Raw genomic sequence first — 26,840 nt, forward strand, 5'->3', positions numbered from 1 at the left:
AATTAACTTGGCATATATTGATTCCCCGCAGGGACATTTTTATTAATTAGTATTTTAATAATTTGTAAAGATACATCTAAAAATAAGATTTTAGGATTAGCGTTTCGCTCCACGTGATAATGCGCTTTTTCCAGCTCATCAATAATCATTTGCGATTTGCCAATACTCAGCACGTTGCTCATTTTTTGAGCGGTATCCAATTCCTTAGCCGGCAAATGTACCAGGCTGCCTGCTCCTGCAATCAGCAAACAGCACTCGCGGATAAAGCTTGTGCCGTAACGCAAAAAATTCTTTTGGTTTTCGCGCCCCATTTTGGCAAACTGCTCAACAAAGGCCATCACCTCGATGCCCTTATTGCCAAAGCAATAGCGCAACCACTGAACAAACAGCTCATGATAGCTTTTGTTGTCTTGCTGCAACATGGCCAAAGCTTCGGTCATGTTGCCATTGCTCAAATAGGCTATTTCAGCAGCGGCCTCTTCGGTTTGGTGATGGGAGCTTATTAAATGTTCTTTAATTTCATCGTACTCCAGCGATGGTATTTTAACCAGCTGCGTACGTGATAATATGGTATTCAGGATCTGATCCTGGTTTTGGGCAACTAATAAAAACAGGGTGTTAGGTTGCGGTTCCTCAATAATTTTAAGCAGCGAGTTGCCCTCCTTATCCAAGTACTCGGGCAACCACAGGATCAGGATCTTGTATTCCGATTCAAATGGTTTAAAGCTTAATTTCTTGATGATCTGGTGGCATTCGGCAATGTTGATGTTGGCCTGTTTGTTTTCGGCATCCAAATATCCGCGCCAAATATCAAGGCTTAAATACGGGTTGGTGGTTAAAGCTCCGCGCCATTGCTCAATAAAAGTAAGCGCCGTATCATCCTTATGTTTAGCGAAGAACGGGTACGAAAAATGCAGATCGGGATGCATAAGTTTTTGATACTTTCTGCATGAAGAACATACACCACATGAATCAGCTGGCTGTTTATCTTCGCAGGATAGATACTGAGCATAGGCAACAGCAAGCGCCAGGCTGCCCGAACCTTCGGGGCCCAAAAATAATTGCGCGTGACTTACCCGGTTCTCGCTCACCGTGTTAAGTAAACGTTGCTTTATTGCTTCCTGTCCTACTATTTCTTTAAACTGCATTTGGTGCAAAATAGTAATTAGATTTTAGATGTGAGATATTAGATGTGAGATTTGAGAAAGGAATGAGGTTGGTTTATATTAAAGAAAGCGAGATATAAAAAACCCAAAACCATACATCTAATCATACATCACCTATCTTTACCAAATGAAATCTCACGTCTCACATCTAATATCTCACATCTAAATGAGAGTAATGGCATTTGATTATGGCACCAAGCGCATCGGCATAGCGGTTACCGACCCCCTGCAGATCATCGCGACCGGCCTTGATAATATCCACCCCAACAGTATCATCGAGTTTTTAAAAAAATATCTTCAGACCGAACAGGTAGAGCGTTTTATTGTGGGCGAACCCAAGCAGATGGATAATACCCCTTCACAATCGGCCGTGCACGTAAAGGGCTTCGTAAACCTGTTGAAGAAAACTTTCCCGGAAATGCCTATTGAAATGGTTGACGAACGTTTTACCTCTAAAATGGCCTCGGCAACTATCGCGCAAAGCGGCATGAACAAAAAGAACCGTCAAAACAAGGAGCTGGTAGATACCATATCGGCCGTGATTTTACTGCAAAGCTGGATGGGGACAAGATTCTGAACCATGATTTGCATGATGAAAGAATTTCTTCATGGACTGTAATTTGTGGTGCTGTTTCTCGTTACTATATCCTTTAATCAACCGTTAAAAACAAGCTGCAAATGAGCTTTACTAAAACTTATACTGTAAAAGAAGAACATATTGACGTTCAAAATATCATGGATGGGTTATACTATCCTTTTTATATGGAATGGTGCCGCCACGATTTTATCCGCGAAGTACTTGGCTTTGATTTTGAAGAACAGGCACATTTGGGCGTAAACATGGTGTTATCAGAATACTCAATAAAATTTGTACGCTCGCTAAAAAGCGGCGATGAATTTACCGTAAGCTGCGATCTGTATGCCGATGCCAAAGGCCTGCCCCGTTTACATTTTAAACAAACTATTACCTGTCGTGGCAAAGTTATGACCACAGGCGTATTTACCGGTACCTGTATCTCAGCCGGCGGAAGGCCTTATTTGCCGGAGATAATTTTGGAGCAGATAAAAGATAGACCAACGTTGGAACCCTGATTTACTTGATTTAAGGATTTCCTGATAGATGGATTTAGATAATCGGAGATTATTTCTATGTGGGTTAAATTGTAAACTTTTTGATCCGAAGATAATTCTTGAGTAGGTAGATAAATTTAGAAGATAGGGTTGTTATTATGAACTCGTTTAAATTGCAAGCTTTTTGAACCGAAGTTTATGAGCAACCCTATTTCCATTTTGTAAGCTTCGAGATAATTCATGGCTTGAGCAAGGTGTACTTCTTCCAGGGATATGATGGCTTTTATTTCAACCATAATACATCCTTCAATAAAAAAATCTACCCTGCGTTTTCCTATATTAACACCGTCATAATAAATGATCATTTCAAGTTCCTCGGCAAATTTCAAATCAGCTTTAGCTAATTCTAAAGCCAATGCTCGCTGATAAATCAACTCCTGAAAACCATTGCCAAGTGTATTATGAACCCGCATGGCGCAGCCTATTATCTTTTCGGTAAGCTCTTTGTATTTCATGATAAGGTTAAAATCAAATTAAAAATATAACATCAAAAATAAGCATCCAAAAATCATCAGGAAATACGCTAATCAAGCGAATCAAGGTTCAAAATGGAGCGATGTAAAGCATCAGGAAATCCTTAAATCAAGAAAATCAAGGTTTTTGTTTATCTTTGCGCCATGGATATTCTCCCTAATGCCTTATTGGCTTACTTAGATGACCATTGCGACCCGGAGCCGGAAGTGCTTAAAAAGCTCAACCGCGAAACGCATATCAAGGTGTTAAAACCTAACATGCTATCCGGACATTACCAGGGCCGTTTGCTTAGTTTTTTGAGCAAAATGGTACAGCCTAAGCGCATCCTGGAGATAGGTACCTACACAGGATACTCTGCTATTTGCCTGGCCGAAGGTTTGGCCGAAGATGGCATCCTCCATACCATTGAGGTTAACCGCGAGATGGAGGAAATCATCAATTCACACCTTAAACTAACAGATGTTGAAAATAAAATAAAACTGCATTTTGGGCCTGCAGAGACCATTATTGCTGATTTACAGGAAGATATTTTCGATTTGGTGTTTATAGATGCGGATAAAAAGAATAATTATACTTACTTTCAATTAGTTTTTGACAAAGTCAGATCCGGAGGATTAATAATAATTGACAATGTTTTGTGGAAGGGAAAGGTATACGGCCACGAAAAAGATGCCGATACTGAAGGAATCCGCAAACTAAATGACCAGATAGCTGTTGATAGCAGGATAGAAAAGTTGATCCTGCCAGTACGCGACGGGCTGCTGGTTATCAGAAAAAAATAAATTATGAAGAAAATCTTACTGATTACAACACTGTTGATTTCAACATTAGCTGCTTCAGCACAGAAAAATACCTCATTATCGTACATTGATAAATTCAAAGATGATGCCATTCGCATCATGCACGAAACCGGAATCCCGGCAAGCATCGTTTTAGGTGTAGCCATGCACGAATCGGGCTGCGGTAACAGCACCATCGCACAAAACCTTAATAACCAGTTTGGAGTAAAAGGTTACAACACTGTAGTTTATACCAAACACAACAAAAAAGTCCGTACTTCATACAAAAAATACGATTCGGTTTTTGATTCATTCCAGGACTTTGCCCGTATCATGACCGAGCGTAAACAGTTCAGCCACCTGGCCGACGCGCTTACCCATTATGATTATAAAGGATGGGCAAAAGGTATTCAGCGTGCCGGTTATGCAGGCAGCCGCAAATGGGCCGCGCAGGTATTAGGTATTATTAATAAATATGACCTTAACGAACTTGACGAAAACCCGGCAACCCAAACGCAACTGGCCGACGCGACAACTAAACAATAATATTTACGTTTATAAATCTTAATTTGGCCCCTATTTATATGCCACTCAATAAGATTTAAGCATAATGCGAAAAATTATATACCTGTTTATTGCTGTAGCCTGCTTCAGTTCGTGCTCTGCCCGTAAAAAAACGTCGACTGTATCAAACCGCGATGCCCGGCGGAATAACAACAGTATTCAAAATGCAAATAAAGATGCCGTTGCTAACTACAAATCATACACTTCTTTAGAATATATTGAGCGTTTTAAAGCTATTGCCATACAGGAAATGAACCAGTATGGTATCCCGGCTAGTATTACTCTTGGCCAGGGACTGTTTGAATCGGGTGCCGGTAGCAGCGATCTGGCTAAATATGCCAATAACCACTTCGGCATAAAATGCACCAGCGACTGGGCAGGCAAAAGCTATTACAAGGATGATGACAACGTGAACGATTGTTTTCGTGTTTATGATAACCCCGAAGATTCTTTCCGTGACCACTCCAACTTTTTAAAACGTAAAAACTACGCCAAGCTTTTTGAGCTGGATAAGGATGATTATAAAGGTTGGGCTTATGGCTTAAAAAAGGCAGGATATGCAACCAATCCAAATTACCCTCAGCTGCTGATCAATATCATTGAAAAATACAACCTGGCCCAATATGATCGCCCTGAAGGTGAAATAGCCAAAATTAAACGGGAAGACCGTGTTTTGACCCAGATCAATAACAACATCAATAAACCCGCGCAGGATACCCTATCCAAAACCCCGCCCGACGATAAGATCTACACCGTTAAACAGGGCGATACACTATACAACATTTCTAAACGTTTTGGAATAACTGTCGACGACCTGCGGGCGTTAAACAGTATGAACGACAACAGCATTAAAATTGGCCAGAAGCTTGTTGTAGTCAAGTAAGGAATAGAGCCAAGACGGCAAGATTCAAGAATCAAGAAGAAAGAGGAAGCAACCCACTCCACTTTGTCTTGTATCTTGACTCCTGACATCTTGATTCTGTCTCCCCCCTTAAAAGTTAATTGTTGTTAAATTATATGATTACCCGTTGTGCAACACGTATTTTTGCCTACTCAATGAAATTGTGGACGCTCTTGATATGTTTTGCGCTGCCTGCAGCTAATGTTTTTGCCCAGCAAAAAACGGTTGACGGGGTTGTGTTTGATAAAGACAGCAAGGATCGGATAGCCAAAGTAAATGTACAGAACATCACAACCGGCAAATCCATTTACAACACTTTTAAAGGCGAATTTAAAATAGAAGCCCAGCCGGGCGATGTGCTTGTTTTTACTAAATCCGACCATCATCCCGATACCTTAAAAATTCAAGGCGGCGAATCGTTGGCTGTGTACATGAAGCGTACGGCCATACAGCTTAAGGAAGTTATTGTACGCGATACTTTGCTTAACCCACAAAAACGGCTGGCTGCTACCAAAAACGACTATACCAGGATCTTCGGTCCGCTCAATAATAAAGATTTGCTGAGCTTTGGCCCCGGCGGAGCTGGCTTAAGCATTGATGCCATTTATAATGCGCTAAGCCGCAGTGGACGGAATGCCGCCAAGCTTCGTGAAACTATCGAAAAAGATTACCAGCAAAACGTTATCGACTACCGCTTTAACCGTACCTACGTAGGGGCTATAACTAACCTGAAAGATCAGCAGCTTACCGATTTTATGCTGAGGTACCGTCCCGGCTATTACCTGGTAAAAACCGCGAGCGATTATGAGTTTATAGCCTCTATTAAAACCAACCTTAACCGTTTTTTAAAGTATAAAAAACGCCCGTATTCGCTTACCCCTCTTGTTACCCCCGAAGACAGCAAGAAGGATTTGGGTAAGGATTAACTTTGATAAACCTTAATAAAAGGTTCATTTTAATATCCGATAATTCCAATATTTTTGCGTCAAAGTCGTTAACCTGATTAAACCATGGGGCAACAATTTTGTTTATTGTAGGTAAAAAAGAAGATTTTTTGCTTTAATTTGTTTACTATGTTTAAAACACTACCTGGATTTCTATTACTTGCATTATTAGTCACGTGTATTTTGCCAGCCAGGGCACAAACGGATTCCCTGAAAAAAGACACTGTTAAAATAGACACCGCGGTACTCAATAAATACCGGATAAATTCCCGCAAAAACGCTATCCCAACCCGGGTTCGGCCCATACAAATTCAACGCGAAATGGTACCGGTAACCATGCTCGACTACAAAGTAAACTACTGGAAAAAAGCCGTTACTTTTGGCCTCAATTTTAGCCAGTCGGCGTTTAGTAACAATTACGCGGCGGGTGGTGTAAGCGCGGTAGCTTTGGGCTCAAACTTTATTTACCATACAGAATATAACAAGGCTCCATTCAGTTATGTATCCGAGCTAAACCTCACTTACGGTGTATCAAAAAACAAAGGCCAGGGCAAGCGTAAAACGCAGGACCGTATTTATTTTGACAACAAAGTAGCTTCTCAATTATCAAAAAGCTGGTACTTTTTCGGCGCGTTAACCTTCGAGTCGCAGTTTGATAAAGGGTTTAATTACGTTGATAATGGCAACGGAACATTTACGCCGCAGTATATATCCAATTTCATGTCACCGGGCTACTTAACCGAATCTGTCGGTTTTGAGTATAAGCCAAAAAGTTGGTTCGATTTGCGTTTAGGTACCGGTACCGCAAGACAAACTTTTGTACTTGATCACGCCATTCATAAATTCCAAACAGATAACTATGGTGTGGATACATTAAAAACGGTGAAGAATGATCTGGCATTCCAGATCGTAGCCCTGTTTGATAAAGATATTGCTAAAAACATTCACCTTAATACGCGTTACGCGCTGTTTATTCCCTATGCGCAATCACCCAAATTTATCACGCACCGTGTCGATTTGGTATTATCGGCAAAGGTTAACAGGCTCATTAGTGCAACAGTTAACGGAACCTTGCTTTACGATAAACACACCGCCTCTGCGGCCCAGGGCTATGAAGGTATTGGACTGGGGATGCTATACCGGTTCCCGTAACGGATTTTGTAAAATATTAATAACATTAACAGGCTTCATATTTATGAAGCCTGTTTTGTTTGCAGAAAGTGCAATTGGGCTATAAGTTAATGTGCCAAGTAATTGAGTTAATATAGTTCAAAATCATACCTTTGTATCCTTATAAAAAAGATTAAAGTTTTTTAATATAATGTTTGAAAATCTTTCGGATAAACTCGACAGGGCGTTCAAGGTCCTGAAGGGTCAGGGAACAATTACAGAAATAAACGTGGCCGAAACCATGAAGGAGATCCGCAAGGCCCTTCTTGACGCCGACGTAAACTATAAAACCGCCAAAGCATTTACAGATGATGTTAGGCAAAAGGCGCTCGGTAATAATGTATTAACATCTATTTCGCCGGGCCAGTTGCTTACCAAGCTCATGAACGATGAGCTTACCAGCTTGATGGGTGGTACCACTGCCGATCTGAACTTCCCGGCCACGCCTACCATTATATTAATTGCAGGTTTGAACGGTGCTGGTAAAACCACCTTTACCGGTAAGCTTGCCAATTACTTAAAAACACAACGCAACAAAAAGCCTTTACTGGTTGCTGATGATATTTACCGCCCTGCGGCTATTGACCAGCTGGAGGTATTGGGACAGCAAATAGGTATCCCGGTTTATGCTAACCGCGATTCGAAAGATCCTGTGGCTATTGCCCGCGAAGGTATAGCACAGGCAAAGCAAAACGGCAACAACGTGGTAATTATAGATACCGCCGGCCGTTTAGCTATTGACGAGGCCATGATGGTGGAGATTGAACAGGTAAAAGATGCGGTGAAACCACATGAGATCCTGTTTGTAGTTGACTCCATGACCGGTCAGGATGCGGTGAATACTGCCAAGGTGTTCAATGATCGCCTTGACTTTACCGGTGTTGTATTAACCAAGTTAGATGGTGATACCCGTGGTGGTGCTGCATTATCTATTAAATCGGTTGTTAACAAGCCTATCAAATTTATTGGTACCGGCGAAAAGATGGAAGCGCTTGATGTTTTCCACCCTGATCGTATGGCGTCAAGGATTCTGGGCATGGGTGACGTGGTATCGTTGGTAGAACGCGCGCAGCAGCAATTTGATGAGAAGGAAGCTGCGGAACTACAAAAGAAGATCCGCAAAAACAAGTTCGACTTTAATGACTTTTACGGCCAGATCCAGCAGATCAAGAAAATGGGTAACATGAAAGATCTGATGGGCATGATTCCTGGAGTTGGTAAAATGATGAAGGATGTTGAGGTTGATGATAACGCTTTCAAAGCAATCGAGGCTATTATCCAATCAATGACCCCGTTTGAAAAAGAAAATCCTGAAACAATCAATCAAAGTCGCCGTAACCGCATAGCCAAAGGTTCGGGTACCGATATACAGGAAGTAAACCGCTTAATGAAGCAGTTTGATGATATGAAAAAGGTGATGAAGCAAATGAGCAACCCCGCAGCAATGGCCAACATGATGCGCAGGATGCCGAAGATGTAAAACAACTTTTTATCTGAATTATAAAATGCCCCTTGTTTTCGCAAGGGGCATTTTTTGTATAGCCAAAATATTTTCAAATCTGAACGTATGCATGCATTGGTATTGATGGGGGTTATATCTATTTTTAATACAATGAAGAAACTGCTATTTGTTATTGGGTTATTTATTGCTGCTCAAGTAAACGCGCAATCCGTTACGGTTGGCAAAAACATTCATACAGATATTCCGGGTATAACTAAACAGCAGATAATTAATGCATTGGATAGCCTCGTATATAAAATTGGGGCCGGTAAGCTAAATATTAATGATGTTGAACAGGATAAAGGCGGGTTAACCGTTTCCATTTTAAAAGACCAGCAGGCAGATATAAATGATACTACAAGTCAAAAACAGTTGATCAATATGTATCCCGTTGCGCTGGGGCAATATTTTATTTCGATGGCTGTAATGAGCTCAAGCGGCCCCGCTCCCTCGTTAAAAAAGATTATTAATTTGATAGCATGTGACAGAGGCGGAAAAATAACCTTCGCTTTGCCGCTAAACTATCTCACCCGCTTATGGAAGATCCGGAAGGTAGGCAACATCATTTATCACTATCAGGATGAGATCAATATCGACCGTGCTAAGAAATTCAATGAAAAGAACACGCTCATTTCAACCAAATTAGGCCTGCAACCCGAGGTCCTGAATTTTTATTTATGTAATAACTACCAGGAAATATTGCCACTGTTGGGATTAGGGTATAGTGCAGAAGCTAACGGCAATACCAGGAATGGCTATGGTGTTGATGCTAATTGTATTTTCTCCGTAATGCACAACGAAGATTTTTCGCATGATTTATTTCACTATTATGCAGCCAAAGTACGTAAGGCTCCGCGGAATTCAGCCGCGGAAGAAGGTATTGCATATAGTTGGGGAAATGCCTACTATACAGATGAAAAAGGTGAAATGATATTGCAAAAGAACCTGGTGATACAATTGAGGTTGTATCTGCAGCAACACCCCAACGCCAGTTTATATGATATGTTTTCGAAAAATCCGACGATATTTAATTCAATGGCCAAAGTAAGATCGGTTATTTCCGGTGTTATATGCGATGAAGTGGAACGACAAAAAGGTACGTCAGGAATTATAGCGCTGATCAATTGTGGCAAGGGCGATGATAACTATCTGGCAACAGTAAACAGCCTGATCAATATCAATAAAACAAATTTTGATACCGCTGTTAAGGCATTGTTAAAGTAGCGCATCGCGAAGCAAAAAAGAGGAGGCTTTTTTATTAGCTTTGTTGCAGAACACAACAAACAGCAGGAAGCTTATGCGCAGGATATTTTTAGTTCTTCTATCGTTACCTACCCTATTTACTATACCAACATTCGCCCAGGCTCCCGGGGCGCCAATTGATGTTAAGCATTATACATTTGATATTAAACTGAATGATGCCGATAATAACATTGAAGGAAAAGCCACTGTTACAGTTCGATTTTTGAATGCTGCGGACGGCTTTAACCTTGATTTGGTGAAAAAGAATGCAGCAGGCAAAGGGATGCTGGTTTCGGACGTAACCGAAAACGGAAAGCCGGTAAAATTTACCCAGGACGATGAACAACTAAAAATAAGTACCCGCGCATATAAAGGCAACACCCGCGACTATACTATAAGCTATAGTGGCGTACCTGCTGATGGGCTCATCATATCAACCAATGCCTTTGGCCACCGTACTTTTTTTGGTGACAACTGGCCAAACCGCGCGCATAACTGGCTGCCTTGTGTTGATAATATTGCCGACAAAGCCCCGGTTGATTTTATTGTAACTGCGCCTGATCATTACCAGGTGGTATCAAACGGCCTGCAAACCGAAGAAAAACAGCTCGACGGAAAAATGAAGCTAACCCATTGGGTTGAAACCGTTGCCCTGCCAACCAAAGTGATGGTAATTGGTGTGGCCGAATTTGCTGTTGATCGTCCGGGTGATGTTAATGGTATCCCGGTTTTTACATATGTTTTTCCTGAAAGCAAAGAGACTGGTTTTAAAAGCTACGCGGTGGCTAAAGACATTCTCCCCTACTTTATAAAAAATGTTGGCCCTTACAGCTATGAGAAACTGGCCAACGTACAGTCAAAAACCATTTTTGGCGGCATGGAAAATGCCAGCGCCATATTCTATTTTGAAGAATCGGTTAAAAGTCCTGAGATAGAAGAGCTGATGGCGCATGAAATTGCTCATCAATGGTTTGGTGACGGAGCAAGTGAAAAAAGTTTCGGGCATTTATGGCTGAGCGAGGGCTTTGCCACTTATATGACTAACCTGTATCTCGAAAGTAAATATGGCGCGGATACACTAAAAGCCCGCTTAATAGCCGACCGCAAAACAGTGCTTAAGTTTGAAAAGTCGAGATTATCGCCGGTTGTGGATACTGCCGTTAAAACCCAGTATATGCAACTGCTTAATGCCAACAGCTACCAAAAAGGTGGTTGGGTGCTGCACATGCTGAGGCGAAAACTGGGAGATGATATTTTTTGGAGAGGGATAAGAAACTACTATTCAAAATACCAGGGAGGCAATGCCAATACCGATGATTTGAGGCGAGTGATGGAGCAAGCCAGCGGCAAAGATCTTAAACAGTTTTTTACCCAATGGCTGCGTATAGCAGGGCATCCAAATTTGGCTGTTAGCTGGAAGTTTGATGAAAAGGATAATAATATCACTATCAATGTAACCCAAACCCAGGAAAATGTTTACAACCTGGCGCTGGAGATTTCTGTTGATGGGCAACTGCTGACAGTGCCGGTAAAAGAAAAATCTACTACAGCGCGTTTTCAGCTAAAAGCAAAGCCTGTGGATGTAAAGATCGATCCGAACGTGAATCTGCTGGCAACTTTTGAAGAGAATAAATAACAAGGATCTTCCGAGAAATTAATAATTATTAAGGAACGTTTAATTCCCCTCTTGAGAGGGGGCGTAGAGGAAAGAGCAATGGCAGGGGTGTGTTATTATAAAAGGCGATACGCAAAGACACACCCCTCCACCCCTCTCAAGAGGGGAATCGCACCGGCCTCCGCTCTATCGCTGGGCTGTGAAAATATATTTTAAAGCTACGCGGCAATAACCGTACTGATCACCTTCTCCAGATCTTCCAGATCGAAAGGCTTGGCTAAATAGGTTTGAGCGCCGGCGTGGTTGGCCAGGATCTGAATATCGCTGTTAGCCGAAAAATAAATAACAGGGATATCTTTAAGGCCTTCTGTTTTTTTAAGGGTTTGTGTGGCGATGATCCCTCCCGAGTCGGGGATCCAGTTATCCATCATGATAACATCGGGTAAAATGCCCGAAACCTTTTCAATGATGTTATTGCAATCGCTAAAGGTATGTACTTCCCATCCCTGTTCTTCCAAAATGTAGCTGCAAATAGACAGGATATCCTCGTCGTCATCAAATATGACAATCTTTTTGTGTGAAGTACTCATGAGATAGTTGTACGTGAATTTATAAACATCTTTTCATTAAACCAAATGTTTTAAATTCCTAATTAAATTTAGCGTGTTTAAACGGGTTTTTCTCTCTTTTTGATTCAAATTATCATAATAAATACCACTTCTTAACCACTACAAAGCCTGATAATTGATTTTGTAACCGATTAATTACGGCGTTTTACTGAAAACAGTAATATTTTTACCTATCCAATTTCATTAACCCTTTATTAATTCCTGTTATACCAACAAATACACCTGTAAATTCTGTTTCATGAATACGCAAATCAAATCGATTTTATTGGGCGCTATGCTGCTGGGCACTACCGCTGCAGTAAACGCACAAACAACAAAGGCAAGCCTGTGGCTCACTAAGGCCGATAGGTCGGTACTTTTTGAACAACAAAAAGACCCGCTTACATTTAAAACCGGGGAAGCCGCGGGCACAACTATTACTGTTGACGATAAGCAGCACTATCAGCCTATAGATGGATTTGGGTTTGCACTAACCGGGGGGAGCGCCATGCATATCATCCGTATGAGTGCAGATAGCCGGGCCGCCTTATTGAAAAACCTTTTTGCTGTAACCGGGAACGATATTGGGATTAGCTATTTAAGGCTAAGCATCGGTGCGTCGGATCTGAACGAAAAAGTTTTCTCCTATGATGATATGCCCGAGGGCCAAACCGACCCAACGCTGAAGCATTTTGATCTTGGCCCGGATAAAACAGATGTGATCCCGGTAATGAAACAGATATTGGCTATTAATCCTGCTATTAAAATACTGGGCTCTCCATGGTCGCCACCGGCCTGGATGAAAACCAATAGCGATACTCGTGGCGGCAGGTTAAAACCCGATTGCTACCCGGTTTATGCTAAATACCTGGTTAAATATATCCAGGCCATGAAAGCTAAGGGGATTAATATCGACGCCATTACCATTCAGAACGAACCATTACACCCCGGCAATAACCCAAGTTTGCTGATGGTTGCACCAGACGAAGGCGATTTTATCAAAAACAACCTTGGCCCCGCATTTAAAGCTGCCGGCATAAAAAGCAAGATCATTCTATATGATCATAATGCCGACAGGCCTGACTACCCTATCTCGATACTGAATGATCCTGCAACCCGTAAATACGTGGATGGCTCAGGCTTCCACCTGTACGGTGGTGATATTTCGGCCCTTACCGATGTGCATAATGCCCATCCTGACAAAAATATCTATTTCACCGAACAGATGACCGTTGAGCCGGAAAACCAAAGCACCATCAATATAGCATGGCCTGTTAAAAGCCTGATCATTGGTGCTACCCGTAACTGGAGCCGTAACGTGCTGGAATGGAACCTTGCCGCCGATCCCGAATATAAACCATATACAGATCGCGGGGGGTGCCCGATGTGCCAGGGTGCTGTAACTATCGATAAAAATAACGTTAAGAAAAATGTGGCTTACTATTCAGTTGCCCATGCTTCTAAATTTGTGCGTCCGGGCTCGGTACGCATAGCCTCAAACAGTTCAAAAACATTATCTAACGTGGCTTTCAAAACGCCCGATGGTAAAAAAGTGCTGATTGTGACTAATACCGGCGAAGGTACGCAGGATTTCAACATCAAATACGAGGGCAAAATATTGGCTGTTAAGCTCGATAAAGGCTCGGTTGGAACATATATCTGGTAGTATAAACAGGTTCAGAAAAATTAAATGCACAACAACATGTTAACATCGTTAATAAAAAATATAAAGTTAAAATCAGGAATTAAGGTCCTGCTGGCCGCGGCTCCTGCCCTGTTCGTATCGCTGCAAGCCAACGCGCAAACCGGTTTCTTAAAGGCCGATGGAAAAAAAATAGTTGATGAAAAAGGCCAGAATGTATTGCTGCGTGGCATGGGCTTGGGCGGATGGATGTTGCAGGAAGGCTATATGCTGCATATCAATAAGGACAGCCGTCAGTATCGCATCCGCGAACGACTGGAAGAATTGATGGGCCCCGCCGAAACCAAAGAGTTTTATGATACCTGGCTGGCCAACAATACCCGCAAAATAGATGTGGACTCGATGAAACGCTGGGGTTTTAACTCTATCCGCCTGCCGATGCACTACAACCTGTACACCCTGCCAGTTGAAAAAGAACCGGTAGCCGGGCAAAATACATGGCTGGATAAAGGATTTAAAATGACCGATGATTTGCTGGCTTGGTGTAAAGCTAACCACATGTACCTGATCCTTGATCTGCACGCTACCCCTGGTGGTCAGGGAAACGACCTGAATATCTCCGATCGTGACCCCGATAAACCATCGCTTTGGGATAGCGAGGCTAATAAGCAAAAAACCATTGCCCTTTGGCGTAAACTGGCCGAGCGTTATAAAAATGAGCCAAACATTGGTGCCTACGATATCATCAATGAGCCAAACTGGGGCTTTGATGATCCGCAGAATGACAAGAACGGGTTGAAAGAAAAAACCAATGGCCCGTTAAGAAAACTGATGGTTGATATTACCGCCGCCATTCGCGAGGTAGATAAAAAACACATCATCATTATTGAAGGCAATGGCTGGGGTAATAACTACAATGGTATTTTACCTCAATGGGATAAAAACATGGTGCTCAGCTTCCATAAATACTGGAATTTTAACGATCAAAAATCGGTTGACCATATCGTAAAAGTCCGCGACCAATATAACGTCCCGGTGTGGCTGGGCGAAACTGGCGAAAACTCCAATACCTGGATAACCGAGGCTATTGGTTTGTTGGAGAAAAACAACATTGGCTGGTCGTTATGGCCATTGAAAAAACTGGGTAATAATAACCCAATGGAAATTGTTTCAAACCTGAACTACGATGATGTTGCCAAATACATGAACACAGGCAAGCACAAACCTAAAGAAAGCAATGTGTATAGCGGTACGCTGGAACTGGCCACTTATGCCAAATTAGAAAACACCATCATCCACCATGATGTGATAGATGCCATTTTCCGCCAGCCCCATACAACGGTTACCAAGCCGTTTAAGGCCAATAAAATAGGTAACGGAATTACCATCAACGCGGTAGATTATGACTTGGGTCGTAATGGCTACGCGTATTTTGATACCGATACTGCCGACTATCATACATCTGGCAAGCCGGGTGTTGGCAACAAAGGGCATGTTTACCGCAATGATGGCGTTGATATCAGCAAAGACTCAACCCAATATAACAGCTATTATGTAGATCATATCGAAACCGGCGAGTGGACACAATACACCGTTCAGGTTAAAACAGCAGGCGTATATTCCATTAGTATGAAAGTAGCATCAGCAACAGATGATGGTAAATTATCGGTATTGGTTAACAACACCACCCAGGCAAAAGAAGTGGCTGTACCTAACACCGGAGGGCTAAAAAAATGGCAGGTTATTGCCGTTAAAAACATTGTTTTAAAAGCGGGTACAAACAAAATAAAAGTATTGGCCAACAATGGCGGGTATAACCTGCATTACCTGCAGTTTTGGAAGGGTAAATAATATTTAAACGCTAAACCATATTGAACAGCCGGTGCATTATTATTTGCGCCGGCTGTTTTGCATTTATATATTATTAACTCCGCTAAACACCGTTCAATAGCTAAAGAAATAATATTATTTTTCTTATAAAAGCTATTGTAATTAACTGTTTTTATAGTTAAATTTATTATACCAATTATCAGTATAATCTAAACAGTAAACAGGGGATTTCGTTATGAAAAAACAAGCTAACATAGTTTGTCAGCCTGATAAGACTGAGACTACACAACCATTATCCGTAAATTGTCAGCCACCGCATCAAAAAATGTATCGTGATCATACGCATTGCGATCACCAGCACGGCAGGGTTAACAAGTTTCCAATTGGCAGCAGCCGCGGGCCATGTTTTTTTTAAACCTGGTTTAGCCGGGTTATTTTATGTAATAGTACAATTGGCTGTAAGACCTAAAGTTTTGCAGGTAAACTGCTAACGTACATAAACCAATCTGGCTTCGCCGGGTATCAACGCCGGCCTCATCGGCAATGGCATAAGCTTCGTATTGCCCATTGTTGAGCCGCAGATGTGTGCCATAGATTTGTGTATTATTTTCATACAACGCGATATTGTCGGCCAGTATAGCAAAACCTTCGGCCGGGAGTGATCCGTTGAGCGCGGCAATCCGCACTATGGCAAAGTATTTTTTCTGGTTAGCAATATTGGCATGGAGCAAGGTTGTGATCAGGGCTTCCGGTCCGTCGGGGCCAAAGTATTCCTTGCTTTTCCAGCCATAAGTGTTAACTATGGATGTTATTTTGATATAATTAACCGAATCCGTTTCGCGAAGGTGGAGTTTAAATGATGTTGCCTCTTTGGATGTTTTACCATGCTGGTCAACCAGTTGCTGGTATTGCTCAAAATCTTCCTTATAATTTTTAAGCATTTGAGACAGCTCCATCGCTACCGATGGAATAAGCTTAACCCTGTTTTGATGAATGGCGGCTAAGATAGTTTCCCATTGGCTATCGCGGTGTAACCTGGTAAAAAGCGGATCGGCAGATAGCATCCTTTCATTTTCAAAACCATGGCCGGCTATAAATTCAAGGTATAAAAAGGCGCTGTCCCGTTTACCGATATTAGCCCAGCTGGCAGCCGCTTTATACAAATGCGTGGTATCCAACACGCCATAATTGAGTTCACGTACCTTAGCATAAACCGGAGCCGCTTTTTTGTATTGTTTTGCTGCAAATAGGGAGTCGGCTATGTGAAGCGGTTGGGCGAAGTTTTGCTTTTCCTGCGCTTTACTTTTGTAGGAAAATAGTATAACTAAGCATAAACAGAAGCATTTCAGATACATGGTATAGGTTTAAATGATAATCATGAAAACGTATTTACCAGGTTAAAAGATATATCTGAATGTTGGATTTAACATTTGAGGGCGAAGATTTAACAAATCCCCCTCTTAATACACCTACTGTGTACAGATCTTTAGGTGTTTTAATACTCAAAAGAATAAATTGTCGATGAAACAGTGGGAGGAATTGCACTATGGGTTGAGGAGAAATCTTATACGAGCGGTTTCAAGCATGATATATAATGCATATCGTATAAGATTTCTCACCCTTGCCCTCTCTATTTCCCCCTCAAAGGGTTCGAAATGACAACGCGTTTTTATTTTAAAAGCTGTGTACACGCAGTAGCTTAATACACAAGAAATAATTGCCTGCTTTACTCCGCCCGTTTCAGTTCCATCTTATTGCCACCGTCAAAGAGCGTAACGTGAATTTTGCCATCGGCATCTTTGCTAAACTCCAGTTCGTAAGGCAGATCTTTCATAAAAAAGCGGTTGTTTGATTGCGGATAAAGCTCCCGCTTACCCTCGCCGCTGGCCAGGGCATAAAGCTTGCCGCCATCTTCGCTTATAGTTAAAGTTCGTGGCGGACCGATATAAAATTTACCGGCGTAGCTTTTTAAAACGTCGGCAGGCACCGATACAACTTTCTTGATGTTGGAATGAAACAACCCTTTAAAGTTATAAACCTTGGCTACGCTGTTGATCAGTTCAGGGATAACGTTATCATTATCGCTGTTAACCATTACAACTACGCCATTGCCGCCCTCCATACTTCCATAATAAATGCAGCGAAAGCCCTCGTTTACACCACTATGGCTGAAATATAAAACGCTGTCCTTTTTATCTATGAACGCGCCAAAGCCCACATCATTCCCAGCATGAACAGAGAGCCTGATCTTAGTGGTTTCCTGGTTCAAAACCTTGGCTGATTTACCTTCATAGGCCAACTGGGTTTCAATAATGTATTTTGCCAGGTCGGTTGGGTTGGTCCATAAGCCTGCCGCGGCCTGCTCGGGGTAAATATGATAATTGCCTTTTATTGGTTTTCTATCAGGATTATAGGCAACGGCGAGTAGGCTCTGATCCACATCATAGGGCGGCTGGGCGTATGTGCTACCTGTCATGCCGAGGGGTTTTAATACTTCCTTTTTCATATAATCGGCGTATGGCATACGAGTTATATCCATCACAATCAATTGCGTAATGGTAGTGCCGCCGCCCGAATATTCATAGCGCGACCCCGGCTCAAACATAGATTTAACGGCAGGTGAATTGGCCGGTTTTTCACCGTTAAGCACTTGAACAATAGTAGGCAATGGAACTCCCGGTTCATATCCGCCAAAGCCGTGCACCGTTAAACCGGCGCTATGGCTTAACAGGTTTGCTATGGTAATCTTTTTGCCTTTGGATACGCTATCGTAAGGAAACTTCCAGCTTTTAAGATAAACATTGATATCGGTATTAAGATCGAGTTTTTTATCCTGCACCAGCTTAAGCACCCCGACCGAGTTAAGGGATTTGCTGATAGATGCCGCCTGGAAAAGAGTTTTTGCGGTTACCGGAATTTTCGTGCTGTCGTTTGCCATGCCATAGCCTTTAGCCCATACAATTTTATAGTTTTGAATAACGGCAATGCTCAATCCCGGAATTTTATAGTAAGCCATTCGGTTTAACAGGTTCCCCGGCTTTTCTCCCTCGATCTGGATATTGCCAACAAGGTTATTTTCTACTTGTGCGATTTTATCCTGACTGTTATTCTGCGCGTGAACGGCTACCTGTATAAACAACAGCAGGGGGAGGATCAATGATTTGCTTAAGATTTTCATAGGTTGGGTTTAAAACCGTGTTTGTATCGGTTTATGTATGCTAAAATAGAATTTAGTGTACATAAAAGCAATAAAATCAGAATTTAATTTTGAAAATGTTTTTTATAAGAAATTAAATTCCGGCCATGTAATACTACATAAGCTGTTTTACACCGTACTACTTATTAACGTACTTGTGCTTTTTTCCACCATCCTGTACTTCAATGGTTTTAATAGTGCTTATAGCTATTGTTCTTTTAAGCGAAAGAAATCTTGATTCAAGACCAATAACAGAATCCCGTACAACCCAGGTTCGGTCGAAATAAAAGGTAGATCGCTTGCCGTTAATATCTGTAAAACGTATTTCAATGGATGGGCCGTTCTTTAACTTATAAGGAGTTCCGTCTTTATCGAAACATTTTATGGAATCAATGGGATAAACACTGTAGGTTTGGGTATGGCCCCATGGATCTTTCATGGTAACCTGTTTTAGGTTCACCGTTTCCAGGCTCGGCACCTGTTCTAAAAAACTACCTACAGGTATGTTGTACATTTTGCAGGAGCTGAGGCTGATTGTTAGCAGAATAATGCTTAAAGCATTCGGAAATCTATTTGTCATATGTGTAAGGTTGGTTGTTTTCTTTATAACATTGCTTTTTACTGGCGCAAGTATGAAGGGTTGGACATAGCGATGGCTACTTGTGCCTCGACGTCTTTTCTTTTAGACCAGCAGCGGATCAACTAATATAATGTCTAACAGGCCGGGTAAGTCATAGTAATTCCGGGCACTGCTATATAAATAATCTTCAGGTTTCTCTACAAAGCCGGCTTCAACAGGGTTGTTATGAATATAATCTAATTTTTGATGTAATACGTTATGATTGAATAACATAATAGGATGATTGTCCTGCTGCCACAATTGAAATCTTTCATTATTGCTGTTTTTTGTTCCGGCACGCTTCATCATCCATAACATCCATTCCTTCCTGCTTTCAACGGGATTATTTTCAATTGCATTTCTGAGTACAGTTGCAGAATGCCTTTTCATATCCCGCAAAATGTCTTCCATTTTGTCGCCATTACTTCCAATAATCATATGAACATGGCTGGTCATGATACACCATCCATATATTTCGAGGCCTTTATGTTTCTGGCAATGTTTCCAGCTTTCAAGCAATATCTGTTTGTATTCGTTTCTTATGAAAAGGTCTATCCAGTATACAACAGAAAAGCTTACAAAGTATAATTTGTCCTGATCGTGAAATTTATATTTGTTACTCATAGCGTTCTATTTGGCACAAGTAGCCTTTACACGCATGGCCTACCCTTCATACTTGCGCCAGAAAAAATATTTTATCCATTGTATCGCTTCTTATTATCCGGCCCAGCCTTCCCTATCCAAACTTCTGAAATGTATGGCTTCTGCCAAATGTTCCAATTTGATCTCCTCGCTTCCCGCAAGATCGGCGATGGTGCGGGATACTTTGAGGATACGGTCGTAGGCCCGGGCCGAGAGGCCGAGTTTTTCCATAGCCTTTTTAAGCAGCATTTGACCGGCGGCATCAATCTTACAAAGGTCGCGAACCATTTGGAAGCTCATTTGCGCGTTGGCATGCATGTCGGGCCGGTTGCCAAATCGCTCTACCTGGATTTCCCTCGCCCGGATCACCCGTTCACGGATGAGCTCGCTTTTTTCAGCAGCCCGGTCAGATGATAGTTCGCTGAAGTTTACGGGTGTAACCTCCACATGCAGGTCAATCCTGTCAAGCAGCGGACCCGAGATTTTGCTCAGGTATTTTTGCACCATGCCTGGTGGACAGATACATTCTTTTTCGGGGTGGTTATAATAACCGCAGGGGCACGGGTTCATACTGGCCACCAGCATAAAGCTGCTGGGATAATCAACCGTAAATTTGGCGCGCGATATGGTAACGCGACGCTCTTCCAAAGGCTGACGCATTACTTCCAGCGCGCTGCGTTTAAATTCAGGCAATTCATCTAAAAACAAAACACCGTTGTGGGCCAGCGAAATTTCGCCGGGAGCGGGGTTACTTCCCCCTCCTACCAAAGCAACATCGCTGATGGTGTGGTGAGGGCTTCTGAACGGACGGATGGTCACCAGCGCGTCTGCAGCTGCAAGCTTACCCGCTACCGAATGGATCTTGGTGGTTTCTAATGATTCATATAAACTCAAAGGCGGCAAAATGGATGGCAGTCTGCGCGCCAGCATGGTTTTACCTGCATTATGTAAAGCTTTACATAATTCAGGTTATGGAAAGTAAATAATTATGTAAAGCCGTCTTCTTTAATTCGCTGCATTGTTCTAATTCAGTGATCTATCTTCATTTATACTTTACATTTTGTTAATGAAAATAATGACTCAACTATAAGTCATTTAATCATGGAAGAATTACTATAGATTAATTCGTAAACGAGTTTGATAAATACCTTTGGCCCATGTTATTAAAAATTCAACTGTTTAACACTTTATAGTTTAGATTACTAATAAATTATTCATCGTTCCATCTATTGAATCAAAAAAGGCACTAACACACCCTTAAAACTTAAAGGATAAAATTTAGAATTCTGCATGTGTTGATTTCACGAGGTTCTTTTAAGTATTAGATAGCATTTTTATAAAAAAAAATTAAACACTTATTGCTAATTTTTTTAGCTTTGATTGTGTGTTTAAAAAATATACTAATTCATTTAATTTTTAATAGCTTCGTTAAAAAACCTAAATGAACTTATTAACGCCGACTTTGAATGCCCGAAAGGAATATAGTCAATCAAAAATAGATTTAATTAAGGCTTCAATACAGGAAATTGAAGAACTTAAAAAACATAAGAACTTGTGCATTTATGTTACTGGATCCTTTGGAAGGCAAGAGGCGACGGAGTATTCTGACGTAGACATTTTTTTTATTAATTCAGAGACAGAAGATCAAATATCAAAATTGTCTAAAACACTTATTGATGCCGATTTCATTAGATTAATAGATAAAATGGGATTTCCGCCTTTTAGTAATGACGGACAGTTTTTACAAATTCATTCTTTGGAGGATATTATAAGCCATTTGGGAAGCCCGAAAGATGATTTTAGCAATTATTTTACTGCTAGACTGTTATTACTATTAGAGAGTTCTCCATTATACAACGAAGAGTTTTATGACGAATCGGTAGCTAAAATGATAGAGACTTACTATCGTGATTTTCATAGACACGTTAAAGACTTTTTACCTATTTTTTTGGTAAATGATGTCATTAGGTATTGGAAGACTCTTTGCCTAAATTATGAACATCGAAGAAATACAGAGGTTGATGAAGGTAAAAGGAAACTTAAAACATATGTTAAAAACCTGAAGCTAGTTTTTAGCAGAAAGTTAACCTGCTATTCTTTCGTCTTACAGGTTATTGCAAATTACAAGTCGTTAGATAATGCTCTTTTATTAAAAATAGTCAAGATGACACCGGTAGAAAGGCTGAATAATTTAGCTTTAATTGACAATAATTTATCAGGTTTAATACAGCAAATTTTGGAGTTATACTCATGGTTTATAGATTTATGCAATCAGCCTGAAGATCAGCTGTTTAAATATATTGAGGTTGAAGCTAATCGTGATTTGGCATTTGAAAAGGGACGAAGCGAGTTTGGGGGAAAGCTTTTCGATTTGATTATAAAATTGACTGATAAAAGCCCTGAAATATTAAAATACTTAGTTATCTAATGGCTAAACCAAAGATATTTTATGTTATAGATATTAAAGATAGAAATTTACAAACTATCATTGACGGTATCAGAATATTAGCAAATCCAGACGAAAAGCATTTTGCTCATATCACCGTAAGGGGACCTTATGAACAAAAAATACGTGAAGAATCTCTAACTAACATTAATGACATCATTCGAAATAAGAATGTAGGTGTCGACGGGGTGGCTAATTTCTTTGAATATGGGCAAAATACAATTTATTTAAAATGCAATTCGCCAATACTTAAAGACATTTGGTTTAAAAAAGATTATAAAGAATCGTTCAATCCGCATTTGACTATTTACGACGGAAGAAGTAAAAACTTTGCGCAAAAGCTTTATGACATATTAAATCGATATTCATTTAGTTTTGATATCAAGGTAGATGAAATTAAACCAATACGTTCCCATAAAAGACAGTTTAATGAAACCTTTGCTTACGAGTATAATTTCGATCTTCTATCATATTATTTAAAGAAACAACTCACTTTTGATAATATCCAATTATTGGACGAAGAAACAAGGTTATCATACATAAGTGACCTATGTAAATATTTTGATAGTTGGAAAAGTAAAGCAATATACCCCAGTCCAATTAACAGCATTTTTGAGTCATTAGATTTAAACACAGAAAACGGGTTGTTTTATTTCTCTGACTTTGATAAATGGAAGAGCCGGTTTCCCTTTCGGATTTTGCGGGCATTATTGGAAATAAAACCCTATGCAATATACAGTTTACTAAAATCAGGGCCGGTAGAAGAATTAAATTCCGAACTTGAGAATCACCCTAAGCCATTCAACCAACCTATAATACTTTTTTTCGATAATCCTTCTAAAATTCAAGAAGAAGAAATTCACAAACAGGTGTTTAGTTTTGGTCAATCCCCTGTTATATTTATAGACAAGCTAAACAAAATTGAAGTTTTTAATGGACTTCAATTCGACAATAAAAGCAAAAATTACAAACTATTAAAAATAGGCGGAAACGAAGTATTACCGAATTTTAACTATAGGAAACTATTTAGTGGAAATAGCTGGCTTCAAACTAAAGGATTTAATGACATTAAGAAAATAGATGAATATCTACTAGAAAATCTTAGCCAAGCAAGAAATGTTTTAATTGATAAATTCGATATAAACCCCTCGATTGTCAATAGCCTCATCGGACGTTTGTTGTTTATTAAATATTTAGTGGATAGGGGGGTTGAATTTCGAAAAGAAGACTCAAAGGATGATGATTATTTTCCAGGGAAAGATAAATATGCTAGGAATCAAAAATTCTTAGTTCTTATTGGAAATCCGATTAACTTATATCATTTTTTTGATTACCTACAGCGTAAACTAAATGGTGATCTTTTCCCGGTTACCGAAGAAGAAAGAAGCATAATAAATAAATCCCATTTAGAGGTTTTGTATTACCTTTTTCAAGGCGCAAAATCCTATTATAATAGTAATCATGATTACCATATTCAAGGTTCGCTATTTGACGTATATGATTTTAAAGTAATTCCGATTGAATTAATAAGTAACATTTACGAACAATTTATAGGTGATGGCAAAAGATTGCAAAACAAATCATTTTACACACCATCTTTTTTGGTAGACTATATTTTGACAGAATCAGTTACAAAAAAGCTGTCAGAAAATGGCGATATATCATGCAAAGTCCTTGACCCTTCATGCGGCTCTGGAATTTTTTTAATTGAAGCTGTAAGAAAAATTATAGAGAAGTATATTGCAAGTCGCGGTGATAATAGTATCGATAATAATAAGCTTTGGTCGTTAGTACACGAAAATATTTTCGGCATAGATATAGACCCCAATGCTATTGAGGTTGCTATTTTCTCATTATATGTAACGGTCTTAGATTATGTTGAACCTAAAATTATCGCTAAGGATTTTACTTTTAGAAAATTGAAAGATATTAACTTTTTTCCTGAAGCCGATTTTTTTGACACCTCTCACTCATTCAACGCAATTTTAAATAACATACATTTTGATTTTATCCTTGGCAATCCACCATGGGGCCAAACCAATAATTCTTTATATATAAAATACTGCCGGGAAAGAGAAAAAAATGAAAGTCAAAAAAATGATATAAAAGTTAAAATTGATATTAGCGATCGACAAATAGCACAAGCCTTTATACTTAGAGTTAGCGACTTTTCGAAAGCAAATACCCAATGCGCCTTAGTAGTCACTAGCAAGGTTTTATATAATTATAATGCAAAATCTTGGAGGAAATATTTTCTAACTAACTTTTTTGTCGACGAAGTATTTGAATTATCAGCAGTAAATACCAAAATTTTCAATGGGGCTAAATGGCCAGCTGCCATCTTATTTTATTCATATAATCACGATAAATTAGATGTTTCCGAAAATGTGATTCGTCACATAACACTAAAACCAAACAAGTTTTTTAATTTGTTTAAAACTATTATAATTGAAAAAGTCGATTATAAAACTATAAAGCAAAAGTATTTCATAGAAAGTCTAGGGGGCGATGATTGGTTATGGAAAGTACTTTTATATGGAAATACACTAGATTATTTCTTTATAAAAAGATTAAAAGATGAATTTAAATCAGTTGAAGAGATAATTGAAGAAAATGATTTGGAGCATGGTGTAGGGCTTAAAAGAAAGGATGCAGATAGAGCAAAAGATGCCAGGAGTTTACTTAACCATCCTTTTTTAGATACTGACAAAAAAGAGTTTCGCCGATTTTCAATAAAGCCTTCTACTAATTGGAAAGAATTGACGGCTGCAGCAATCCCCAATAAAGTAGATGTTAATAACTTTCCAATCTTATTTAAAGGTCCAATAGCTTTAATTAAGGAAGGTTTAGATACCGGATATAAAGGTGTGTCAGCATTTTCCCCCAGCCCTATCATCTTTACACATTCTGTAAGAGCAATAAAAGGGACGGAAGATCAAATAAACATTTTAAAATCATTGGTGTCCTTGTTTAATTCTAACCTTTTTGCCTATTATATTTTTTTAACAGGGTCTAGTACTGGTATAGATTTTATAAGAGCAAATCAAATTGAGCAGCTGTCTTTTCCTGTGGTTATCGATGATAAGCTTGCTGTACTTAATGATGAAATTGAAGCATCTATTAAAAGTAATGAAAGCTTAATTTTCATCAATCAGTCAATAGATAACTTGTCAGAATTGGATGAAGCCATTATTGAAATTTATAATATCAATGACGTTGAAAAGGATTTATTAGATTATACTAAAAACATTTCAATTCCTCTTACTAAGGCTAGTGAGTTGAACAAAATATGCCGCTCTATCAACCCTGATGAGGGCATTATCAATACCTATGCCCAATTATTTAAAAGCTACTTTGATAAAAGATTAAAAATAGTAAATCGGTGTTTAACACCCAAAGTGATTATGGATAATGATTTCATTGCCATTATATTTAGTACAGGAACGGAAAATTTAGATTTCGTAATTCAAAATTCAAACGATGTTATGGATGATTTAAAAACATTATATAACATTTCTTTCTCCCAAATTAGTAAACAATTATATATTCAAAGGGATGTTAAAGGGTTTGAGGCAGAATCATTTTATATTATAAAACCTAACGAATATAAAAACTGGCATAGAGCCATAGCAAGATTGGATTTAGCGGAATTTATTGATGCCATACTTAAAAGTGGAGCAAAACAATATATGAATTAATGAATGCAGACATATTTCAAGACAGCGCTTTAATTTACGATTATGAATTTAATCAAATAATGGATTTTGTTCTTCAATGCTATCACTTGATGTTAAAAAAATATCAAGGAAAGCAGATTGAAAACAATGAAAATAAAATTAGAAACCGACTATATAAAGACTTTTTAAATTCAAATCAAACAAGGCAATTAATTGATATTTTTCCATGCCGGTTTGAGTGTGAATGTGCCGAAATAGACACCCAATATAAAGAGATTGGATATACAGATATAAAAGTCTTAACAACAATTAGCTTAAGTAATTCAGATGCTTACTATATTATTGAATGCAAACGAATTGATGGTAGTAGACATTTAAACAATGAGTATATAAAGGAAGGCGTTTTTAGGTTTGTCGACGTTTTAAAATATCCATCATACAACAATGTTTGTGGAATGATTGGCTTTGTCGTAAAAGAAATCGATACTGATAAAAACATCCAGAATCTAAATGAGATTTTGATTGAAGTATCTAGCCCTGCTCCCTTAAAATTGATAGAGCAGTCTGCACTAGGTCGGTATACCTCAATTCACACAAAGACAAATAATAAACCTCTTAAAGTATCTCATCTAATGCTTGACTATTCTTCAATTGTTTAGTAGAAATGAGGCTACAAATTCGTTATATTCACAA

The 26,840-nt window shown here is 39.5% G+C and carries 22 protein-coding genes and 1 pseudogene; 15 read left to right on the forward strand and 8 right to left on the reverse strand.

The window, feature by feature from the left end; translation table 11 throughout:
- Window positions 1–2: 2 nt before the first annotated feature.
- On the reverse strand, window positions 3–1,148 hold the full coding sequence (locus DUL71_RS19245) for a DNA polymerase III subunit (protein ID WP_114939616.1): 1,146 nt from the start codon (window positions 1,146–1,148) through the stop codon (window positions 3–5).
- Window positions 1,149–1,332: 184 nt separating this feature from the next.
- Between DUL71_RS19245 and ruvX the strand changes: the two genes are divergently transcribed.
- Entirely contained in the window at window positions 1,333–1,743 is a 411-nt protein-coding gene (gene ruvX / locus DUL71_RS19250) for a Holliday junction resolvase RuvX (protein ID WP_114939617.1), read from the forward strand.
- 101 nt (window positions 1,744–1,844) lie between these two features.
- Window positions 1,845–2,258 (forward strand): acyl-CoA thioesterase, encoded by a 414-nt coding sequence (locus tag DUL71_RS19255; RefSeq protein WP_114939618.1) that lies wholly within the window; start codon window positions 1,845–1,847, stop codon window positions 2,256–2,258.
- Window positions 2,259–2,374: 116 nt separating this feature from the next.
- Here the strand turns inward: DUL71_RS19255 and DUL71_RS19260 are convergent, their stop codons facing one another.
- A complete protein-coding gene (locus DUL71_RS19260; protein ID WP_114939619.1) occupies window positions 2,375–2,752 on the reverse strand; it encodes a GxxExxY protein in 378 nt (125 codons plus the stop codon).
- Window positions 2,753–2,914: 162 nt separating this feature from the next.
- Here DUL71_RS19260 and DUL71_RS19265 point away from each other — a divergent pair, with 162 nt between their 5' ends.
- The 8 genes from DUL71_RS19265 (at window position 2,915) to DUL71_RS19300 (ending at window position 11,508) form a co-directional block, all read left to right on the forward strand.
- Window positions 2,915–3,553: an O-methyltransferase gene (locus DUL71_RS19265; protein WP_114939620.1), complete on the forward strand. Its 639-nt coding sequence runs from the start codon at window positions 2,915–2,917 to the stop codon at window positions 3,551–3,553.
- Window positions 3,554–3,556: 3 nt separating this feature from the next.
- Window positions 3,557–4,096: a glycoside hydrolase family 73 protein gene (locus DUL71_RS19270; protein WP_112574193.1), complete on the forward strand. Its 540-nt coding sequence runs from the start codon at window positions 3,557–3,559 to the stop codon at window positions 4,094–4,096.
- Between the two features lie 64 nt (window positions 4,097–4,160).
- Window positions 4,161–4,997, forward strand: coding sequence for a glucosaminidase domain-containing protein (locus DUL71_RS19275; protein ID WP_114939621.1), 837 nt, complete (start codon window positions 4,161–4,163; stop codon window positions 4,995–4,997).
- A gap of 134 nt (window positions 4,998–5,131) precedes the next feature.
- Window positions 5,132–5,941 (forward strand): peptidase associated/transthyretin-like domain-containing protein, encoded by an 810-nt coding sequence (locus DUL71_RS19280; RefSeq protein ID WP_161964469.1) that lies wholly within the window; start codon window positions 5,132–5,134, stop codon window positions 5,939–5,941.
- A 147-nt stretch (window positions 5,942–6,088) separates the two neighbouring features.
- On the forward strand, window positions 6,089–7,111 hold the full coding sequence (locus DUL71_RS19285) for a DUF3078 domain-containing protein (protein ID WP_223818052.1): 1,023 nt from the start codon (window positions 6,089–6,091) through the stop codon (window positions 7,109–7,111).
- Between the two features lie 169 nt (window positions 7,112–7,280).
- Window positions 7,281–8,609 (forward strand): signal recognition particle protein, encoded by a 1,329-nt coding sequence (gene ffh / locus DUL71_RS19290; RefSeq protein WP_114939623.1) that lies wholly within the window; start codon window positions 7,281–7,283, stop codon window positions 8,607–8,609.
- 132 nt (window positions 8,610–8,741) lie between these two features.
- Window positions 8,742–9,854: a hypothetical protein gene (locus DUL71_RS19295; protein WP_154402435.1), complete on the forward strand. Its 1,113-nt coding sequence runs from the start codon at window positions 8,742–8,744 to the stop codon at window positions 9,852–9,854.
- Window positions 9,855–9,927: 73 nt separating this feature from the next.
- Window positions 9,928–11,508, forward strand: coding sequence for a M1 family metallopeptidase (locus DUL71_RS19300; protein WP_114939625.1), 1,581 nt, complete (start codon window positions 9,928–9,930; stop codon window positions 11,506–11,508).
- 197 nt (window positions 11,509–11,705) lie between these two features.
- Here DUL71_RS19300 and DUL71_RS19305 read toward each other — a convergent pair whose 3' ends face one another.
- Entirely contained in the window at window positions 11,706–12,077 is a 372-nt protein-coding gene (locus DUL71_RS19305) for a response regulator (RefSeq protein WP_112574199.1), read from the reverse strand.
- Between the two features lie 277 nt (window positions 12,078–12,354).
- Between DUL71_RS19305 and DUL71_RS19310 the strand changes: the two genes are divergently transcribed.
- Both DUL71_RS19310 and DUL71_RS19315 read left to right on the forward strand, forming a co-directional pair.
- The gene (locus DUL71_RS19310; RefSeq protein ID WP_114939626.1) at window positions 12,355–13,761 is read left to right on the forward strand and encodes a glycoside hydrolase family 30 protein; all 1,407 of its coding nucleotides are present in this window, start codon (window positions 12,355–12,357) and stop codon (window positions 13,759–13,761) included.
- A gap of 36 nt (window positions 13,762–13,797) precedes the next feature.
- Window positions 13,798–15,588 carry a cellulase family glycosylhydrolase gene (locus tag DUL71_RS19315; protein ID WP_114939627.1) on the forward strand — a complete coding sequence of 597 codons (1,791 nt, stop codon included), beginning with the start codon at window positions 13,798–13,800 and terminating at the stop codon, window positions 15,586–15,588.
- A gap of 410 nt (window positions 15,589–15,998) precedes the next feature.
- Here the strand turns inward: DUL71_RS19315 and DUL71_RS19320 are convergent, their stop codons facing one another.
- The 5 genes and pseudogenes from DUL71_RS19320 to DUL71_RS19340 all read right to left on the reverse strand — a co-directional run.
- Window positions 15,999–16,922, reverse strand: a complete 924-nt coding sequence (locus DUL71_RS19320; protein ID WP_114939628.1) for a DUF6624 domain-containing protein — start codon at window positions 16,920–16,922, stop codon at window positions 15,999–16,001.
- Window positions 16,923–17,293: 371 nt separating this feature from the next.
- Window positions 17,294–18,745 carry a serine hydrolase gene (locus DUL71_RS19325; protein ID WP_114939629.1) on the reverse strand — a complete coding sequence of 484 codons (1,452 nt, stop codon included), beginning with the start codon at window positions 18,743–18,745 and terminating at the stop codon, window positions 17,294–17,296.
- 157 nt (window positions 18,746–18,902) lie between these two features.
- Entirely contained in the window at window positions 18,903–19,277 is a 375-nt protein-coding gene (locus DUL71_RS19330) for a hypothetical protein (protein ID WP_114939630.1), read from the reverse strand.
- 168 nt (window positions 19,278–19,445) lie between these two features.
- A complete protein-coding gene (locus DUL71_RS19335) occupies window positions 19,446–20,006 on the reverse strand; it encodes an REP-associated tyrosine transposase (protein ID WP_114939631.1) in 561 nt (186 codons plus the stop codon).
- Window positions 20,007–20,099: 93 nt separating this feature from the next.
- A pseudogene (locus DUL71_RS19340) lies at window positions 20,100–20,966 on the reverse strand (YifB family Mg chelatase-like AAA ATPase); the annotation flags it as partial.
- Between the two features lie 499 nt (window positions 20,967–21,465).
- On the opposite strand from DUL71_RS19340, the gene DUL71_RS19345 reads away from it, so the two are divergent.
- The 3 genes from DUL71_RS19345 to DUL71_RS19355 are packed head-to-tail and all read left to right on the forward strand — an operon-like array spanning window position 21,466 to window position 26,806.
- On the forward strand, window positions 21,466–22,452 hold the full coding sequence (locus DUL71_RS19345) for a nucleotidyltransferase domain-containing protein (protein ID WP_114939632.1): 987 nt from the start codon (window positions 21,466–21,468) through the stop codon (window positions 22,450–22,452).
- On the forward strand, window positions 22,452–26,168 hold the full coding sequence (locus DUL71_RS19350) for an N-6 DNA methylase (protein ID WP_114939633.1): 3,717 nt from the start codon (window positions 22,452–22,454) through the stop codon (window positions 26,166–26,168). The genes DUL71_RS19345 and DUL71_RS19350 overlap by 1 nt, the downstream gene beginning before the upstream one ends.
- Window positions 26,168–26,806, forward strand: a complete 639-nt coding sequence (locus DUL71_RS19355) for a hypothetical protein (RefSeq protein ID WP_114939634.1) — start codon at window positions 26,168–26,170, stop codon at window positions 26,804–26,806. The genes DUL71_RS19350 and DUL71_RS19355 overlap by 1 nt, the downstream gene beginning before the upstream one ends.
- Window positions 26,807–26,840 lie beyond the last annotated feature (34 nt).

Origin of the sequence: Mucilaginibacter endophyticus, assembly GCF_003351025.1 — a bacterium.
Taxonomy (GTDB): domain Bacteria; phylum Bacteroidota; class Bacteroidia; order Sphingobacteriales; family Sphingobacteriaceae; genus Mucilaginibacter; species Mucilaginibacter endophyticus.